The sequence below is a fragment of the Pantoea sp. Ft-CA_14 genome, from assembly GCF_024520875.1.
GTDB classification, from domain to species: Bacteria; Pseudomonadota; Gammaproteobacteria; order Enterobacterales; family Enterobacteriaceae; genus Pantoea; species Pantoea agglomerans.
On record NZ_JALNPM010000001.1, the window covers coordinates 621,827 to 640,058 of the forward strand.

The 18,232-nt window shown below is 52.9% G+C and carries 15 protein-coding genes; 9 read left to right on the forward strand and 6 right to left on the reverse strand.

Annotation, left to right across the window (positions count from 1 at the left end; all coding sequences use genetic code 11):
* Positions 1-122 precede the first annotated feature (122 nt).
* The 3 genes from NR195_RS03040 to NR195_RS03050 are packed head-to-tail and all read left to right on the forward strand — an operon-like array spanning position 123 to position 2,369.
* Positions 123-683 carry a YfiR family protein gene (locus NR195_RS03040; RefSeq protein WP_010670301.1) on the forward strand — a complete coding sequence of 187 codons (561 nt, stop codon included), beginning with the start codon at positions 123-125 and terminating at the stop codon, positions 681-683.
* Between the two features lies 1 nt (position 684).
* Positions 685-1,893: a diguanylate cyclase domain-containing protein gene (locus NR195_RS03045; RefSeq protein WP_060679096.1), complete on the forward strand. Its 1,209-nt coding sequence runs from the start codon at positions 685-687 to the stop codon at positions 1,891-1,893.
* Between the two features lie 2 nt (positions 1,894-1,895).
* Positions 1,896-2,369, forward strand: coding sequence for an OmpA family protein (locus NR195_RS03050; RefSeq protein WP_201500561.1), 474 nt, complete (start codon positions 1,896-1,898; stop codon positions 2,367-2,369).
* 158 nt (positions 2,370-2,527) lie between these two features.
* On the opposite strand, the gene NR195_RS03055 is transcribed toward NR195_RS03050, so the two are convergent.
* From NR195_RS03055 to NR195_RS03070, 4 genes are all read right to left on the reverse strand, one after another.
* Positions 2,528-3,538: a Gfo/Idh/MocA family protein gene (locus NR195_RS03055; protein WP_256844088.1), complete on the reverse strand. Its 1,011-nt coding sequence runs from the start codon at positions 3,536-3,538 to the stop codon at positions 2,528-2,530.
* 9 nt (positions 3,539-3,547) lie between these two features.
* Entirely contained in the window at positions 3,548-4,375 is an 828-nt protein-coding gene (locus NR195_RS03060) for a TIM barrel protein (protein ID WP_010247280.1), read from the reverse strand.
* A gap of 98 nt (positions 4,376-4,473) precedes the next feature.
* On the reverse strand, positions 4,474-5,922 hold the full coding sequence (locus NR195_RS03065) for a sugar porter family MFS transporter (protein ID WP_022624758.1): 1,449 nt from the start codon (positions 5,920-5,922) through the stop codon (positions 4,474-4,476).
* Between the two features lie 321 nt (positions 5,923-6,243).
* Positions 6,244-7,146, reverse strand: a complete 903-nt coding sequence (locus NR195_RS03070) for a LysR family transcriptional regulator (RefSeq protein ID WP_010247278.1) — start codon at positions 7,144-7,146, stop codon at positions 6,244-6,246.
* A 100-nt stretch (positions 7,147-7,246) separates the two neighbouring features.
* Here NR195_RS03070 and NR195_RS03075 point away from each other — a divergent pair, with 100 nt between their 5' ends.
* The 5 genes from NR195_RS03075 to NR195_RS03095 all read left to right on the forward strand — a co-directional run bounded on the left by NR195_RS03075 (position 7,247) and on the right by NR195_RS03095 (position 11,359).
* Positions 7,247-8,314 carry an SDR family oxidoreductase gene (locus tag NR195_RS03075; RefSeq protein ID WP_256844089.1) on the forward strand — a complete coding sequence of 356 codons (1,068 nt, stop codon included), beginning with the start codon at positions 7,247-7,249 and terminating at the stop codon, positions 8,312-8,314.
* A gap of 88 nt (positions 8,315-8,402) precedes the next feature.
* Positions 8,403-9,059: an SDR family oxidoreductase gene (locus tag NR195_RS03080; protein ID WP_256844090.1), complete on the forward strand. Its 657-nt coding sequence runs from the start codon at positions 8,403-8,405 to the stop codon at positions 9,057-9,059.
* 1,001 nt (positions 9,060-10,060) lie between these two features.
* Positions 10,061-10,552 carry a type VI secretion system tube protein TssD gene (gene tssD / locus NR195_RS03085; protein WP_033760320.1) on the forward strand — a complete coding sequence of 164 codons (492 nt, stop codon included), beginning with the start codon at positions 10,061-10,063 and terminating at the stop codon, positions 10,550-10,552.
* Between the two features lie 10 nt (positions 10,553-10,562).
* Complete coding sequence (locus tag NR195_RS03090) at positions 10,563-10,931, forward strand: DUF2778 domain-containing protein (protein ID WP_062759225.1); 369 nt, start codon at positions 10,563-10,565, stop codon at positions 10,929-10,931.
* Complete coding sequence (locus NR195_RS03095; RefSeq protein WP_256844091.1) at positions 10,928-11,359, forward strand: Shiga toxin A subunit; 432 nt, start codon at positions 10,928-10,930, stop codon at positions 11,357-11,359. Before NR195_RS03090 ends, NR195_RS03095 begins: the two co-directional genes overlap by 4 nt.
* Positions 11,360-11,513: 154 nt before the next feature.
* On the opposite strand, the gene fumA is transcribed toward NR195_RS03095, so the two are convergent.
* Positions 11,514-13,160, reverse strand: a complete 1,647-nt coding sequence (gene fumA, locus NR195_RS03100) for a class I fumarate hydratase FumA (protein ID WP_256844092.1) — start codon at positions 13,158-13,160, stop codon at positions 11,514-11,516.
* 156 nt (positions 13,161-13,316) lie between these two features.
* Positions 13,317-14,825: an anion permease gene (locus NR195_RS03105; RefSeq protein ID WP_010247273.1), complete on the reverse strand. Its 1,509-nt coding sequence runs from the start codon at positions 14,823-14,825 to the stop codon at positions 13,317-13,319.
* Positions 14,826-15,413: 588 nt separating this feature from the next.
* Here NR195_RS03105 and NR195_RS03110 point away from each other — a divergent pair.
* A complete protein-coding gene (locus tag NR195_RS03110) occupies positions 15,414-18,194 on the forward strand; it encodes a flavocytochrome c (RefSeq protein ID WP_031592419.1) in 2,781 nt (926 codons plus the stop codon).
* Positions 18,195-18,232: the final 38 nt, after the last annotated feature.

Here is an 18,232-nt window from a genome sequence, read left to right on the forward strand (position 1 = left end):
AAAAGTACACCAACAGGGTATGTGGCGAACCAAACCAGAAGTACAAATTTAATCACCGCTATGCTAATATTTCCGCGCTTATTAAGGCGTCCTGCCATGCGTAGAATTTTTGGGAACGCAGTATGATCGATAAATATCAAATTCATCATGACGTCGATGTGCTGCTTTTCATACGCCACATCTGCAAACTCGTTTATACGGGACTTATTTTGCTGCTGCTTATTCCTCATATTGCCAGTGCCGAAATAAAAGATGGCAAAGCCAATGATATCGTCAGTGGTATTATCAGCTTCACCCAGTGGACGGGCTTAAAACAACCGCCTCAATTATGTATTTTTTCTTCAGCACGGCATCTCTCCTTGCCGGACAATGCCTCCTCTGCGGCAGCCACATTCACCGTTGTTTATCTTGCCAGCGCAGGCGACCTGCCGTCGCACAGATGCGACGCCGTCTATTTCGGCGATCAGACGTCACAACAGCAGGTGGACCTGATTCAGCAGTTTAAGGGCAGAGCCGTCCTTACCCTCGCGGAGAACAATGCGGATTGCACGCGGGGCGCCGCGTTTTGCCTGATTTTTCATCCGGGCCACACGCTTTTTTCCGTTAACCTTGATTCGCTTGCCAGAAGCGGTGTCAGGGTGAGTCCGGACGTGCTTTTGCTGTCCCGCGAGAGAAGCGAATAAAATGAAATTCGATAAATTAAGAAATGACAAATCATCGATACGCAATAAACTGCGAAAAATAAGCACCATCAACGCTGCGGTGATATTACTGTTGTGCTGGCTGTTGCTCTCTTCGACGTCGCTGCTATTCATTAAAAATTACGAGAAGCGAAACCTTGAATTAATCGGCGCAACCCTCAGCACCACGCTAACCGCTGCGACCGTTTTTTCCGACAGTTACGATGCGCACAATAAAATTGCACGGCTCGGCAATGAAGGGATGTACGCGTCTGCGAAACTGGTCACTAAAGATCACATTGTTCTGGTCAACTGGCATGCTCAGCAGGAGCAGACGGGCTGGTATTCGCGGTTATTACGTGAGTGGATTTATCTTAAACCGCTTAACGTCAGTATCATTCACTCTGACGTTGCTGTCGGTACATTAACGCTGGAAGGCACCGTGACCGGCGCGGTGAGTTTCATTCGATACTCCTTCATGATTCTGACCAGCGGTATGCTATGTGTACTGATTATCTCCCTTTTGCTGAGTGAATTTCTGCATCGGGGTATGCTCGCTACACTGCGCAACATTACCAGCTCGATTCACTATGTGATTCATTCCGGTGATTTTTCCTTGCGTATACCGGAGAGCACGACGAGTGAGTTTCAGCTATTTTCAGATGATCTGAATTCGTTGCTGAGGGAAATGCAATCGCTAAAGGCTTCGCTTATCCGAGATAATCGCTCGCTGGCAGCCAAAGCGCTGGAGGACCCGTTAACCGGTCTTGCTAACCGCAGCGCGTTTGCTGCTCACCTTTCCCGGCTTCTCGACCAGCAATATGCTGAGGAGCGTTTTGCCTTACTGTTTCTTGATGGCGATCGCTTTAAAAGTATCAATGATAACTGGGGCCATGCCGCCGGGGATGAGGTATTAAAAGCGATAGCAGCACGCCTGCTATCACTGGCATCTGAACAGGATTTAGTCGCCCGTTTAGGTGGGGATGAATTTGCCATGCTGGTGAGCAGTCAGGTCAGTGAGGAGCAATTACAGCAACTCATGCAGGACATCCATGACCTCATCATGGAAAAAATCATCCTTGCAGAAGGTACGCCGATAAATACCTCGGTTACCATTGGCTACGCCTGGTCACAACACGGCGATACGGTTGAGTCTATTCTCGAACGCGCTGACATGAATATGTATAAAAATAAGCGAACAAATAAGGCTTAAAGATGAAAAAAAATATTTCCCTGATGCTGCTTATTTTGGCGCTGGTCGGTTGTCAGTCTAAAGAACGTTTTACTGAGGCGCAGATCGCAGCGATGAAGCGTGCGGGATTCACTCAAAATAGGGAAGGCTGGGGATTAGGCTTATCAGATAAGATCCTGTTTGGTGTAAACGAATCAGAACTTACACCCTCCAGCAAAAGTAACATTCAGGGGATGGCAAAAAACCTGGCGTCGACCGGTATTAAGCATGTGCGAATTGACGGGCACACCGATAATTACGGCAAACCGGATTATAACCAACAGCTGTCGCTAAAAAGAGCTAACGCAGTCGCGTCACAGTGGGCGGAAGGGGCTGCTATACCGCGCGAAAATATTATCACACGTGGATTAGGCATGAGTGCACCGGTTACCAGTAACAATAGTGCACAGGGACGCGCGCAAAATCGGCGTGTGGCAATTGTGATTACTGCGCCGTGATAATGAGTTAACAGTGAGCAGTGCTGCGCGCTCAGGCCGGTATGACTCAATGTCCTGCCTGGCGGCTTTATCCGGTTACCGATGATGCGTGAAGAGCCGCTGGAAAAGATGAAACGGAGGGGAAAATGCACGGCGGAACCCGCCGTGCAGCGTTGCTATCAGCGATAAAACGCCGGTCTTGCTGGCATAGTGACCGGCACAATTTCACCGGAAGTCTGGGCCGCGACGCAGGCATCAGCGGCCACCGCGGCGGCGTAACCATCCCAGGCGGAGGGACCGGTCATCTCACCGCTGATGACGTTGTTGATAAATGCCTGCAACTCCACGTCATACGCATCGATAAAACGCTTTTTCCAGTCAGTCAGAATGGTGGTGGAGAGCTTAGCCGCGCTGCGTAGCTGCACAGAGACCGGCTCCGGCAGACGAGCAATGCCGCTTTCACCCACCACTTCACACTGAATATCGTAACCATATTCACAGTTCACGAAGATTTCGACATCAATGCGCGCCCCTTTGGTGGTCTCAAGCAGCACGATTTGCGGATCGCGCAGATTTGACGACGCCTTACGGGTTTTACGCGGGAAGATCACCTGCACGCTGGCATAATCATCATCCAGCAGCCAGCGCAGCACATCGAGTTCGTGGATCAGGGTGTCGGTGATCGCCATGTCGGTGGTGTAGCTGTCGCCCACTTCCGGGTTGCGGTGTGCGCAGTGCAGCATCAAAGGCTCACCAATTTCGCCGCTGTCGATCACCGCTTTTAGTGCGCGATAGCCGCTGTCATAAGGGCGCATAAACCCGACCTGCACCAGCTGACGTCCTGCCTTAATTTCTGCTTCCACAATGTTCATGCAGCCCTGCGCGGTGACCGCCAGCGGTTTTTCGCAGAACACCGCTTTACCCGCCTCAATGCAGGCCAGCACGAAGGCTTCATGCGTCGGGCCCCAGGAGGTGACCAGCACCGCATTGACCTGCGGATCGTTAATCAGATCGATAGCATTGTCATAAATACGCGCTTCCGGCGTCAGCTCGTTAACGATTTGCTGGCAGTTTTCACGGTTGATATCGTTAAGCGCCACCACGCGCGCATTCTGTAACACGGTGCTGCAACGGCGGATGTGTTCGCGACCGATTGCGCCGGTGCCGATGACGCCAATATTAATAGTCATGATAATTCCTTAAGCTGAGTGGTTTAACAGCTGGATGCTGTCGCGAATTTCGCGGGCAATGTCCGCTTCCTGCCAGCTGTTCATCACTGAGGAGAACGGCTCAAAGGCGTAAAGGCCGGTGTAACCCATTTTCTCCAGTCGCTCGACCTGCTGCTTGCTGCGCAAGCGGTCGTCCGCGCTGAGCATGATGCGTTCTTCGTCGGTTAGCTGATTAACCGGGCGCGGGTCGGTGACGCCGGAAAGGTGAACCAGACCGATCTGCTGAATATCGATCTCCTGTTCGAAAGTCTGTTCCGCATCTTCAAACAGATGATGATGGAAGGTATCGATCAGCAATCTGAATGGCACACCCGCTTCTTGGATCAGCGTCTGAGCCTGAGTTGCTGAACGCAGCGAGCTTTGCGGAAAGCCCAGCGGTTCCACCAGCCCCTGAATACCTGCCTCAGCGAACAGCGGGGCCAGGGTTTTCAGCGCGCTTACGGTGTCTGCAGCGCTAATCGGCGTGCCGTCATTAAGCGGGCAGAGCACCAGCGATTCAGCGCCGACCGCCTGCGCATCACTTAACAGCTGGCGGGTGCGTTGCAGCACCTCTTCATTCAGCTGATTAAAGGGATAGAGCGCATTGATGGTCACAATCCGGATGCCTGACTCACGTGCCAGAGCTTTTACCTCGTCGCCGGTGAGATCGTCGGTGACGCGGCCGCTGGGCATATCATTACGCAGTTCGACATTATGGATACCGAGCTGGCTAACCAGTTTAAAAAACTGCGGAAGGGTGAGGCTGGGCGCAATTTTACGGTTGATGCAAAAGCGCGCGTTGGGAATATTCAGGCTCATAACAATTTCCTTGAATGTAGGGGTACAGTGTTAATAGCAATCGGGTAGTCAGCGTAATGACGCGGGCCGTGAGTTTTTCAATACGGACGTTTCAGGCACTATTTTTTGCCGTTGCCGTTATAAAGCGCATAGAAATAGTGCTCGACCTGCTCAAGACTTCTTCCCCGGGTCTCGGGAATAAACTTCACAACAAAAACAGAACCGCCGATGCCGATAGCCGCGAATATAAAGAAGGCTCCGGCCAGACCAAATGCGGCTAATAACAGCGGGAAGGCCATGGAGATGGCGAAATTGGCGATCCACAGCGAGAAGACAGCGCCACCCATACAGATGCCACGCATCCGGGCGGGGAAGATTTCCGACAGCAGCAGCCAGGTAACGGGTGACAATGCGCCCTGCTGGAAGCAGAGAAACATCAGCATCCCCGCCAGCACCAGATAAGCCCGCAGCAGGTTGACCGTGCCGTTGAGGTATTCCGGCATCAGCCAGCAGACCAGTCCGATAAAGAACAGGCAGCAGGTGCAGCCCATCTGTCCGATTAACACCAGCGGACGGCGTCCCACTTTGCCGATTAGCCAGATACCCGCCAGCGTCATCACCACGGAGATCACGCCATTGGCGATGGTGGCGAACAGCGCGGCATCGTTGCTCAGTCCGGCGGCGGTCAGCATGGTGGGGGCGTAATACATAATGGTATTCACCCCGGTCAGCTGCTGGATGGCGGCAATACCCACGCCCAGCAGGAAGATTTTCATCAGCCAGGGTGTGGCGAGATCGCGCAGGCGGCCTTTGCCACGCTGACGGTTCTCTTCAATGGTTTCCTCAATCTCTTCCAGTTCCCACTCGACATCGTCGGCGGCACGGGTTTTTTCCAGGACCTCACGCGCTGCCTGACTGCGGCCTTTCATGACGTGCCAGCGCGGGGTTTCAGGCATAAAAATCATGCCGATCCAGAGCAGAACAGCGGGGACAATCGACAGCGCCAGCATCCAGCGCCAGGTATTTTCGCCGCCCCAGATATCGTTAAAGGTGGCGTTGGAGATGTACGCCAGCAACTGACCGCTGACGATCATCAGCTCCTGCAGGGTGACCAGCTGGCCACGTTTATTGGCGGGGGCGATTTCTGCGATGTAGACCGGCACGGTCGCGGCAGCACCCCCCACGGCAAAGCCCAGGAACAGGCGAGAAGCGATCATCCAGGTGACATCAGGCGCCAGCGCCGAGCCGACAGCGCCAAAAGCGAAGATAAGCGCCAGCGCAATGATAATGCGTCGTCTGCCGAGGCCATCCGCCAGATGACCGGCTGCCAGCGCGCCGAAGGCTGCACCAAACAGCAGGGAGCTGGTGACCAGCCCGGTAGTAAATGGGGTGAGATGCAAATCGCCGCGCATAAACAGTAATGCGCCTGAGACTACACCGGTGTCATAACCAAACAGCAATCCACCCAGGGTGGCGACCAGCGCAATAATCTTCACAAAAGGCTCGGTGCGGGTGGTGCTATTTGGACCGGATGCCGGGTTCGACGAGATATAAAGTTCTTTTTCCATGAATACTCCTGGTAATAACGGCAAAGACAAAACGTCAGAACATGAAGAAGACATCACCCTACTGATATTTTTATTTCGGGTTAAATTATATTTGAAACTTAGTTTTCATTATGTGAGCTCAACCCTTCCGCCATTTTTATTTTGATGGGATTCCATCAAGGCGAAAATAAAAACATTAAATTTAAGCGGGTTATAGAGGAGGTTGATAAGTTACCGGCGGTTCAGGCAGGGCGGAACAACGGGAAATCAGCGTCTGGAAAGAGTAAATGATCGCGGTCAGGATGAAACATCCCAACCGCGATAAACAGATAGCAGGGCGGGTTAGCGGATTTCCAGCGCGGTGAGCGCCGATAACAGCGCATCGACCTTAGGCAGGAACTGTTTACGGCGTGGCCACACCACGCTCAGCGTCAGCCCCTCGGGCTGCAACTGCGGCAAAATTATCTCCAGGTCGCCCTGTTTCACGGCATGCTGAATCAGCCACGAGGGCATTTGTGCGACGCCCAGCCCGGCGATGACAGCCTGCAGCTGGGCATCAACGTCGCCCAGTGCCAGCCGGTACGGCACCTCGCGCCAGTGCGGCTGACCATCTTCGGTGGTGAACAGCCAGGGTTTGGTGCTGCCATCTACACGCTCATAAAGGATGGCGCGGTGGTTCAGCAGCGCCGCCTCATCTTCAGGTCGTCCTTCACGTGCCAGATAAGCGGGTGAGGCACAGAACTGCATCTGCTCGCGGCCCATATTACGCCAGCCCAGCGAAGCAGGCAGGTCGGGCGCGCCGCCGATCCGTACCGCCACATCCACGCCCTCTTCAAACAGGTCAACAAAGCGGTCAGAGAAACTCAGGCTCAGAGCCAGTTCCGGGTGTTGCTGACAAAAGGGCATCAGCAGCGGCATCACATTGAGGCGGCCATAGGTGGTGGGCACCGCCAGGCGCAGGCGACCGGAAGGAATCGTTCGCTGTGCCGCCAGCACCGCTTCGGCTTCGGCCAGATCCTCCAGAATGCGCAGGCAGGTCTGGTAATAGGCGCTGCCCGCGTCGGTGAGGTGCAGGCTCCGTGTGGTGCGCTCCAGCAGTCGCGAGCCTAATCGCGTCTCCAGGCGGCTGACGCTTTTACTGATCGCCGATCCGGTCACGTGCAGACGCTCCGCAGCGGCGGTAAAACTGCCACACTCTACGCTGGCAACAAACGGCAGAATATCTTTGAGGCGATGATCGTGCATCGATTAATGAACTCAGGTTGAGAATGCTGTGAATAAATGCCAGAGATAAGAACTGAATTCTCTATTAGGCTTAGCATTACGCAAAATGAGGAGAAATCAAATGAAAAAGCATGCTTTGATTGTGGGCATCAGTGGCGTTATTGGTCGCGGACTGGCAGATAAATTACAGAAGGAAGGCTGGCAGGTCAGCGGTCTGTCACGCGGACGTGGCGCGGTACCTGAAGGTGTCACCAGCCTGACGGCCGATCTGACCGATGCGGATGCCGTCCGGGACGCGCTGAAAACAGAGAAACCGGATGCGCTGTTCTTTAGCGTCTGGGCGCGTCAGGAAAATGAAAAAGAGAATATCCGCGTTAACGGCGGCATGGTGCGGAATGTGATTGAAGCACTCGGCGACCGCTTACAGGGTTCGCACGTGGCACTGGTAACCGGACTGAAGCACTACCTGGGGCCGTTTGAAGCTTACGGCAAAGGCGCTGTGCCTGTCACGCCGTTCCGTGAAGAGCAGGGCCGTCAGCCGGTCGATAACTTCTACTATGCGCAGGAAGATGAAGTGTTCGCTGGTGCAGAGAAGTATGACTACCGCTGGAGTGTGCATCGCCCACACACCATCATCGGTTATGCCGTAGGCAATGCGATGAATATGGGGCAGACACTGGCGGTCTACGCAACGCTGTGTAAAGAGAAAGGCTGGCCGTTTATCTTCCCTGGCTCACCTGAGCAGTGGAACGGTGTCGTTGATATGACCGATGCGGGCCTGCTGGCTGAGCAGCTGCACTGGGCGGCGACCTCACCTAATGCCGCTAATCAGGATTTCAATGCGGTAAACGGCGATGTGTTCCGCTGGAACTGGATGTGGCCAAAACTGGCTGACTATTTCGGCATTGAAGCAGCAGAATACCCGGCGCAGATGATGCCGCTGGAAGATCGCATGCAGGAAGCCGCCAATGCGTGGCAGGCGATTGCAGAGCAGCATCAGTTGCGTGAATCGGATGTCACCAGACTGGCTTCCTGGTGGCATACCGATGCCGACCTGGGACGTCCGATGGAAGCCTTTACCGATATGAGTAAGAGCCGCAAAGCGGGCTTCACCGGCTATCGCAGCACGCTTGACTCCTTTACTCAGCTGTTTGATAAGCTGAAAGCGGAAAAAGTGATCCCGCAATAACCCAGCAGGCGCCGCATCAGGCGCCTGTTTTGTTTCAGGCTGCTAGCTATACTCTGGCACTCAATCAGTAAATGGAGGATTGGATTCTATGGCGACATGTTTCATTATCGGCGCAGCGGGCAAAGTGGGCCAAAAGCTGACCCGTCAGCTGAGCAGTAAAGGCCATACAGTAACGGCGCTGCATCGCAAACCGGAACAGGCAGAGATGCTGCAGGCCGCAGGTGCTGAACCAGTGGCTGGCGATATTCAGCAACTGAGCGTGACGGCACTGGCAGATCTGATGACCGGTCACGATGTGGCTGTCTTCACGGCGGGTGCGGGCGGTGCCGGGATCGAGCTGACCAATGCCATTGACGGAGAAGGGCTGAAGCTGGCGGTTGCCGCAGCAGAGCAGGCGGGGGTATCACGCTTTATGCTGGTTTCCGCTTTCCCGGATGCGGGCCGCGGTAAAACTCCCTCAGAGGGATTTGAGAATTACATGCGGGTGAAGCGTCTGGCGGATGCGGAGCTGGTAGCGAGTAAGCTGGAGTGGGTGATCCTGCGACCAGGTACGCTGACCGATGAAGCCGGTACCGGCCGGGTTCATGCCGATCTGGCGATTCCGTATGGTGAGATCCCGCGCGAAGATGTGGCGGCGACACTGGTCGGCCTGATCGAAAATCCGGCGATTAAGTATCAGATCATCGAACTCACCAAAGGTGATGTGCAGATTGATGTGGCGTTGCAGCGATTGCTGCGGGGCTAAAAAACCGCCTCAAAAAGTTGGAAACTCAACTTAATCAGACGCAGTTCAGGGAAGAGTCCAGGCTCTTTTCCTGTATTACAGTTTACGGTAGTCAGACATTACCCGGAATAAGAGGGATGGCTAACGTGAAACTGCTGCCCGTTATGGCGTTGGCGCAAGGTTGTTGGTCGCCGAATCTCTGCTCATTATTAATTAGCCTGTTAAACCCACGCCGTTACTCATCAATTATTTATCTGAAAAACTGCCAAATACCAAATTGAAGGCTGAACGCCGATGATACGCCATGTAGTTATCCCGTCTGAAAATATCGCTCATGAAAATGGCCGGTCGTAAGTATTTTACAGCGTGACTGCACCGGTGGCAGCGTTAATCAAAAGAGGGCAATGAGGTAGCTGTATTTTATGTTTGCGGCGAAAAGCGTTAACTCTCTCCGATAATTTACCCCTTCAGTACTGAAGTCATGTCCGAATGTCGTTCAGAAAATCCCGCCACGGCGCGAGTTAATAAATGTCAGTCAAGGCATTTACGCGGCTATCAGCGGCTGATTCACCCGTGCTTCATATCAAACTGCGGTTGCAGATCCAGATCACAAATTATCATTAAAAGCTTCGGGCAGCAGATGTGGTGCAGAGTCCTTAGGGTAAGTGAAACTGCTTTAATAACGCGATAGCTAAAAGATTTTTCGTCACGCTTCAATCCCAGGACTTCATTCTGGATGAGTCAGATAGAATTAGTTGTGCAGAGAAAGGTCATAGACACTGGGATCCCCACTATAACTCTGAACGCATCAGCCTGCGTCTCAATAGCTTCAGCCCGGTTAAGTTCAGATTACAGTAAAAGAGGGTGTCCTGAGGGCAAAGATAGGATGCGTGAGCAGACCGAAAAGGGAGAAATATATGCGTTTTTATTGATTGCCATTAATTAAATATCATTCAGCATTTCATAATGGGAGTGCAGGCGGAGGATACTATCACTCTTCATATGACAAAGGAGTGTGTTAAATGGCTATACCAGTATATCTGTGGCTTTACGATGAAGAAGGGAAGTTAATAAAAGGCTCTGTCGATGTCACTGAACGCGAAGGAAGCATTGAGGTAACTGGGATGCAGCATAATTTATTTATTCCCACGGACGACACAACAGGTGCAGTGACAGGCGCGCGGCAACATGAGGCTTATACTTTTGAAAAAACTATTGATAGCGCATCGCCGCAATTGTATAAAGCGCTAACAACAGGGGAAACGCTAGCAAAAGCAGTGTTCAGCTTCTACCGCATCAATTACAACGGTCAGGAAGAGGAGTATTTCGTAACGAAACTCGAGTGTGTGAAGGTTTGTCACGTCGTGACGGTTATGTTCGATACCAAAGACCCGGATTTTGAAAGGCACGGTCACGTAGAGCATGTCGGGCTGCGTTATGAACAAATAGCTTGGCATTATACAGATGGCAATATTAAACACACCGATAGCCTGGAAGAGCAGAAAACAGCATAAGGAAATCACAATGGCTAAATGGATTTATAAACAAAGTACGGGTGAGTTATATCGCGATGGCAAGTTAATTGAAACAGGCTACTCTGGTATTCTTACAAACAAAAATAATCCTGATCGCGAGCAGGTTCGTGGTATGGGTCCAATCCCGCGAGGAACCTGGAGAATCGGCAGTACCGGAACCAGCAAAGGCCCGCTCACAATTACCCTGGTTCCGCTCAGCGTCAACGCTTATGAGCGTGATATGGGTACATTCAGGATGCACGGAGACAAACGCCACGGCATCAGAGGTTTTGCCTCTGCTGGCTGCATAATTATGGGACCATCAACACGCTTACTGGTTAGTAAAGATTACGGCGCAATTCTGGAGGTGGTGCGGTGATTAATCATTATGTGCTGAGTCTGGCCCTGGCTCTGTTACCGTTCGCTGGTTACACAGCAGATACATCTGGCAGTGAATGCGCCGCTCGGGGTCATTATGCCGAGGAGATGCTCTTATCTGCTATAACCAAAGAAGGTGTTAATGGGATTGAGCGAGATAAAACAATAGTTGAAGTGCTAAATCTTTCCCTCGTTTCCGATGCGTTAGCGCATCAGTTTGCGCAGAAAGACGCTATAACAGGTAAAGGTCTCTTGCTCAAAGATTACTTCGATATTTACCACAATAACGGCGCAATGAACCTGACGGTTAAATACACCTATGCCAATGTGAAAGGCGCAAAAAATGTATATATTGTCTCCAGCATACTAAATAACGATGAGTGCTCTGTCCGATTCAACGGATATTTGACACTTTCCCGTGAGTTCTGAAGGGGGGTTAGCTATCCTGGGAAAAGTTGTCAGATAATAGACTTGCGAATTTATGTTGAGTTCCCCGGCCAACCTTAAACTGATTAGCCGGGGAAATTTTTAAAATCTCCTGCGTCCTGCCTTTCGGAGGCAGTTCGATTAAAGGTCTTTTTCGTTACTTAACGCATTTCGCGCAGTGCGCGCGCTCAATGTGCTGGAAGAAATCGTTACCTTTGTCATCGACCAGGATAAAGGCAGGGAAGTTCTCCACCTCGATTTTCCAGATTGCTTCCATTCCCAGCTCGGGATACTCCACGCATTCCAGACTTTTGATGCTCTGCTGCGCCAGCACCGCTGCCGGACCACCAATGCTGCCGAGATAGAAGCCGCCATGTTTATGACAGGCATCCGTCACCTGCTGGCTGCGATTGCCCTTGGCCAGCATGATCTTACTTCCGCCGTGCGCCTGCAGTAGATCCACGTAGGAATCCATACGACCGGCAGTGGTCGGGCCGAGTGAACCAGAAGCATAACCTTCAGGCGTCTTCGCCGGGCCAGCGTAATAGACCGGATGATCTTTCATGTACTGCGGTAATCCTTCGCCGTTATCGATGCGCTCTTTGAGTTTTGCATGTGCAATATCGCGCGCCACGATAATAGTGCCGGTCAGTGACAGGCGGGTTGAAACCGGATAAGCGGACAGTTGCGCCAGAATCTCTTCCATTGGGCGGTTGAGATCAACCTGCAACGCTTCACCTTCGCCCTGCTGACGCAGTGCTTCCGGGATCAGGCGGCCTGGGTTGGCTTCCAGTTTCTCAATCCAGATACCTTCACGGTTAATCTTCGCTTTGATGTTACGGTCAGCCGAGCAGGAGACGCCCATACCGATCGGGCAGGAGGCGCCGTGACGTGGCAGACGCACCACGCGGATATCGTGTGCAAAATATTTGCCGCCAAACTGCGCACCCAGACCGAGCTGCTGCGCCGCTTCCAGCAGTTCCTGCTCCAGCTGAACGTCGCGGAACGCCTGACCGTGCTCGTTGCCTTCAGTGGGCAGCCCGTCGTAATAGTGAGTTGAGGCGAGCTTCACGGTTTTCAGGGTGCTTTCAGCCGAGGTGCCGCCGATGACAAACGCAATATGGTAGGGCGGACAGGCTGCGGTGCCGAGGGTACGCATCTTATCCACCAGGTAATTTTTCAGCTTGCCCGGGCTCAGCAACGCTTTGGTTTCCTGATAGAGATAGGTTTTATTGGCGGAACCACCACCTTTAGCGATACAGAGGAACTTGTACTCATCGCCATCCACGCTGTAGAGGTCGATCTGCGCTGGCAGGTTAGTGCCGGTATTCACCTCTTTATACATATCCAGGGCGGCATTCTGCGAATAGCGCAGGTTATCTTCGATATAGGTGTTGTAGATACCCTGTGACAGCGCAGCTTCATCACCGCCGCCGGTCCAGACGCGCTGGCCCTTTTTGCCCATGATGATCGCGGTGCCGGTATCCTGACAGGTTGGCAGCACGCCTTTGGCGGCAATTTCAGAGTTCCTTAAAAACTGCAGGGCGACATATTTATCATTGTCGCTGGCTTCCGGGTCATCAAGGATGGAGGCGACCTGCTGCTGGTGGGCCGAACGCAGCATAAAAGAGGCGTCGTGGAACGCCTGCTGGCTCAGTAACGTCAGTGCCTGCGGATCGACCTTAAGGATCTCCTGACCCTCAAACTCGGAGACGGAGACATGCTCACGACTCAGCAGATAGTATTCGGTATCTTCGTGGGACAGCGGGAAAGGGTTCTGATAGACAAAAGGCTTGTTCGACATTTTTTCTCACTTAATGACCGGCTGAACCTCCGCGGACAGGCTGCGGGGCGCAACATCATAGGCGAATTAATTGTTTATTATGCTTCCCCACCGCGGGTGCGGTGGGGAAGTGCAGGAATGGTATCTTATAACGCGTTGATCTGCATGTTGTATCCGTCAGAACAACCACACCATCCACGGATAGGCAATCAGCATCATGGAGCCTAAGAAGATGGCACCGAAGATGGTTCCCAGACGCCAGTAGTCTTTGGTAGGCAGATAACCGCTGCCGTAGTAAATCGGGCTTGGACCAGTACCGTATGGCGTGATGATGCCCATCACACCCAGAGAGGTACATAACATCAGGCAGAAGACCGGCATATTGATGCCCGGAATGGAGGCTGCAATGGTCAGCATGGCCGGTAACAGCGCGGTGGTGTGTGCGGTGGTACTGGCAAACAGGTAGTGCAGCAGGAAGAAGGCGATTAACAGCACCACGGCCGAAACCTGCGGGTCATAACCCTGCAGCAGCATGCCACCCTCTTTACCTAACCAGGTAATAAAGCCGACGCGGGCCAGACCATCGGCCAGTGCCACCAGGGTGGCGAACCAGGCAAAGGTGTTCCAGGCCGGTTTATTACTGGTGATGTCATTCCAGGTCAGTACGCCGGTCCACAACATCAGAACGACCACCAGCAGCGCCGCCATGGCAGGTTCGATCCACGAGGTGGCGAAAATCCACATCAGCAGGGCGCAGACCACAAACACCAGCAGCAGGATTTCATTGCGGGTCAGTCTGCCCAGTTTTTCCAGTTCAGCGATGGCCCATTTCGGCACTTCATCATTGATTTTAACTTCAGGTGGATAGAACCAGTAAGCCAGCAGCGGCATGGTCAGAATCAGCAGCACACCCAGCGGCAGGAAGGCCAGGAACCACATGCCCCATGAGATATCAAAACCGACGATGCTTTTTACCAGTGCCAGTGCCAGCAGGTTAGGTGCCAGCGCAGAGAGGAACATGGAACTGGTAATACAGGCCGCGGTAATCGCTACCCACATCAGATAGGAACCGATTTTTCGGGCGCTCGGGTCGTTAGGTTTAGAGCCGTAAAGCGGCGGCAGGTTGGCGATAATCGGGTAGATGGTACCGCCACTGCGCGCGGTGTTTGACGGCGTAAAGGGCGCAAGAAGCAGGTCAGCAAAGGTAATAGCATAACCCAGCGTCAGACTGCGGCGACCCAGATACTTCACCAGAATCAGGGCCAGGCGGCGACCAAACTGGGTTTTGTCATAACCTGCGGCGAACATAAAGGCACCGAAGATCAGCCAGACCGTGGAGTTGCCGAACCCACTGACCGCCCATTTGAACGACTCACTGGCGACTTTGAATTTCGGGTTAGCCAGTTCAGCCGGGCTGAAGAGCAGAAACTGGCTGAACAGCGCGATGACTACCACGCCGGTCAGGCCGATCACCGCGCCTGGCAGGGGTTCAAAGATCAATCCGACAATCACGCCGACGAAGATGGCGAAGAAGTGCCAGGCGTAGGGTTCGAGTCCGGCTGGTGTGGGCACCAGCAACAGCAACACGGCAACGAGCACCGGCAGAGCAAGCATGATAGCTTTCTTTTTACCCGGCGCCGCAGGTGCGACTTTTGGGGGTTCAGTTACAGCTGAGAGTGGTTTCATAGTATTTTATCTGCAAGTTAAGAAGAATGCGATTTGCGCCCCGGACCTTCACTGATGACTTTCTTTCTTATTCTTAATAGTGTGAATAAACCGCGATGCACTGATTTTTTAATCGACTGCTTAGCTATTGAGCTGCATTTTTAAATCCATGTAAATATGATGCGATTTTTGCAAATATAGATTTTGATCCAGATCAAAGAAATTAATTCATTATTCCCCATTTTTAACATTTATTTTTTATTTATATTTACGGCATCGACATTTTGACGGTTCTGTGAAGCTGGTCGACAAATCACCAGCTCACGCAAACTGAATGCCTTGCTTTAACCACATGATGATAAACGATTTATTTTTTATGTAAACGAATGGTTGATTTTTGGTTACCCATGATTAACAATTAATATAACTTCACTTTATGCATTCGGCAAATAAAAACTCTAAATCATTTAAAAGTTAAAAAAGTAAATTTATCGCTTATGAAGGCAAAGAAAAGGGTATATTAGTCTCATGACATCGGACCACTTAATTAAGCGATAATTTGCGTCCGCTAAAAAATTTCCAGACTTTTAAATCTTGGAGTTTATCGCAATGAAATCTCTCACCCCCATCCTTAATCCATTGACTCTGCCTAACGGCGCTGTGTTGAAAAACCGACTGGTAATGGCACCGATGACCACCTGTACCGGCTTTTATGACGGTACGGTCACCAGTGAGCTGGTCGAGTACTATCGCGCACGTGCAGGCAGCATCGGAACCGTGATCGTTGAATGCTGCTTCATTGACAACCGTGGCCCGGCATTTCCGGGTGCCATTGCTATCGACAGCGACAACAAAATCCCTGGTCTGAAACGCATCGCGGACGCGATTAAATCTGAAGGCTCTACGGCCATTTTGCAGATCTATCACGGCGGCCGTATGGTGGAGCCGGAGCTGATTGGCGGCAAAACGCCGGTTGCGCCAAGCGCCATCGCGGCGCCGCGTGAAGGGGCAACCAAACCCCTGGCGCTGAGCGCCGAAGAAGTTGAAACCATGATCACCAAATTTGGTGATGCGGTGAACCGCGCTATCAAGGCCGGTTTCGATGGCGTCGAAATTCATGGTGCTAACACCTACCTGATTCAGCAGTTCTATTCGCCGAACTCTAACCAGCGCGATGACAAGTGGGGCGGCAGCCGCGATAACCGTGCACGCTTCCCGCTGGAAGTGCTGGAAATCACCCACAAGATGGCTGAACGCTTCGCCCATAACTCTTTCATCATCGGCTATCGCTTCTCCCCGGAAGAGATCGAAGTGCCCGGCATTCGCTTTGACGACACGCTCTATCTGCTGGAAAAACTGGCGGCGCGCGGACTCGATTACGTCCATTTCTCGGTAGGCCAGCTGCTGCGTCCGTCAATTGTTGATACCCAGGATCCGACGCCGCTGATTGAGAAATTCGTCGCGATGCGTTCGCCTGTGCTGGCAAAAGTGCCGGTGATTGGCGTTGGTGGCGTCGTCAATAAAGCCGATGCCGAACTGGCGCTGGAGAAGGGCTACGATCTGGTGGCGATTGGTAAAGCCTGCATCGCTTACCCGAACTGGGCTGACCGCATCATCAATAACGAACACCTCGATCTCTACATCGACAGCAACAAACGCGAAGAGCTGCAGATCCCGGAACCGCTGTGGCGCTTCTCCCTGGTCGATGCGATGATCCGCGACATGAGTGAATCGGGCCGTAAATACAAAGCGGGCGTCTATCAGGAAAAAGTCGAAGCCGAAGCGCTGAAACTGAAAATCAACGTCACGCTGGATACTGACCGTATCACCGACATCTCGCTGGTGCCGGATGACACCCTGGATGTGGACTTCACCACTACCTTTGAAAGCCTGCGTAGCCGCATCCTGGTAGCCAACAGCCCACACGTCGATGCGATTACCGGTGCGACTACCCAGAGTGAGGCGCTGAAAAAAGCGGTTTCACGCGCGCTGACCACCTCCAGCAAAGAGCATGTGATTGAAGAGGGCGGCAACCCTAACGCACCGCAGAATTACGATGTGGTGATTGTGGGCAGCGGCGGCGCCGGTCTTGCGGCGGCGATTCAGGCGCACGATGAAGGTGCGCGCGTGGTCATCATCGAGAAGATGCCGACCATCGGCGGTAACACCATTAAAGCTTCAGTGGGCATGAACGCCGCGGAAACCCGTTTCCAGAAACTCAAAGGCATCGAAGACAGCAAAGAGCTGTTCTACGAGGAGACGCTGAAAGGCGGTCAGTTTAAAAATAATCCGGTGCTGCTGCGTGAGTTTGTAGAGCTGGCTCCGGAGGCGATTGAGTGGCTGGCGAATCACGGCATTGAGCTTAACGACATCACCATCACCGGCGGGATGAGCATCGATCGTACCCACCGTCCGGCGGATCGTTCAGCGGTGGGTGGCTTCCTGATCAGCGGTCTGGTTAAAAACATCAACAGCCGCAACATCGAAGTCCTGCTGGAAACCTCAGTCTCAGAAATCCTTTATGAGAACGGCGCGGTAGCGGGTGTGAGAGTGGTCGATGAGTACAACGACAGCCGTATCCTGAACGCGAAAAGCGTGATTGTGGCGACCGGCGGATTCAGTGCGAACCGTGAACTGGTAGTGAAATATCGCCCTGAACTCGATGGCTTTGTCACCACCAACCACAAAGGTGCCACCGGCAGCGGTATTGCCATGCTGGAAAAAATTGGTGCCGGTACCGTGGATATGGGCGAAATCCAGATTCACCCAACGGTTGAACAGACCACCTCTTATCTGGTCTCCGAATCCATTCGTGGCGGCGGTGCTATCCTGGTCAGTCAGGCGGGTGAGCGCTTCTACAACGAAATGGAAACCCGCGATAAAGTCTCGGCGCAGATTATCGCCTTGCCAGAGAAGAGTGCCTGGATTGTGTTTGACGAGCAGGTGCGGATGAATAACAAAGCGGCTGACGAATATATCGCCAAAGGCTTTGTGGTCAGCGCGCCAACCGTGGCGGAACTGGCGGTGAAGCTCAACATGAGTGAGCATCATACGCTGGAAGCCACGCTGGCCCGTTACAACAATTTCGTTATCATGCAGAAAGATGAAGACTTCGGTCGTCAGACCGCGCTGCGTCATCCTCTGAGTGAAGCACCGTTCTACGCGATTCGTGTTGCACCGGGCGTACACCACACCATGGGCGGCGTCACCATCGACACCACCACCGCGGTGCTGGACAGCCAGAAACAGGTGATTAACGGCGCCTGGGCCTGTGGCGAGGTGGTTGGCGGCATTCACGGCGCGAACCGCATCGGCGGTAACGCAGTCGCCGATATCATTATCTTCGGCATTCTGGCCGGTGGTAACGCCGCCGCTTACGCCCGACGTTAAGGGTCGTCTCCGGCATCCGCGCTCTGCGGATGCCGCTC

Bases quoted from the DNA above. Each gene is read 5' to 3' on its own strand.
- NR195_RS03110 (WP_031592419.1), top strand. From the start codon at position 15,414: ATGAAATCTCTCACCCCCATCCTTAATCCATTGACTCTGCCTAACGGC.
- fumA (WP_256844092.1), bottom strand. From the start codon at position 13,160: ATGTCGAACAAGCCTTTTGTCTATCAGAACCCTTTCCCGCTGTCCCAC.
- NR195_RS03090 (WP_062759225.1), top strand. From the start codon at position 10,563: ATGGCTAAATGGATTTATAAACAAAGTACGGGTGAGTTATATCGCGAT.
- NR195_RS03040 (WP_010670301.1), top strand. From the start codon at position 123: ATGATCGATAAATATCAAATTCATCATGACGTCGATGTGCTGCTTTTC.
- NR195_RS03060 (WP_010247280.1), bottom strand. From the start codon at position 4,375: ATGAGCCTGAATATTCCCAACGCGCGCTTTTGCATCAACCGTAAAATT.
- NR195_RS03055 (WP_256844088.1), bottom strand. From the start codon at position 3,538: ATGACTATTAATATTGGCGTCATCGGCACCGGCGCAATCGGTCGCGAA.
- NR195_RS03070 (WP_010247278.1), bottom strand. From the start codon at position 7,146: ATGCACGATCATCGCCTCAAAGATATTCTGCCGTTTGTTGCCAGCGTA.
- NR195_RS03050 (WP_201500561.1), top strand. From the start codon at position 1,896: ATGAAAAAAAATATTTCCCTGATGCTGCTTATTTTGGCGCTGGTCGGT.
- NR195_RS03080 (WP_256844090.1), top strand. From the start codon at position 8,403: ATGGCGACATGTTTCATTATCGGCGCAGCGGGCAAAGTGGGCCAAAAG.
- NR195_RS03045 (WP_060679096.1), top strand. From the start codon at position 685: ATGAAATTCGATAAATTAAGAAATGACAAATCATCGATACGCAATAAA.
- NR195_RS03075 (WP_256844089.1), top strand. From the start codon at position 7,247: ATGAAAAAGCATGCTTTGATTGTGGGCATCAGTGGCGTTATTGGTCGC.
- NR195_RS03065 (WP_022624758.1), bottom strand. From the start codon at position 5,922: ATGGAAAAAGAACTTTATATCTCGTCGAACCCGGCATCCGGTCCAAAT.
- NR195_RS03105 (WP_010247273.1), bottom strand. From the start codon at position 14,825: ATGAAACCACTCTCAGCTGTAACTGAACCCCCAAAAGTCGCACCTGCG.
- tssD (WP_033760320.1), top strand. From the start codon at position 10,061: ATGGCTATACCAGTATATCTGTGGCTTTACGATGAAGAAGGGAAGTTA.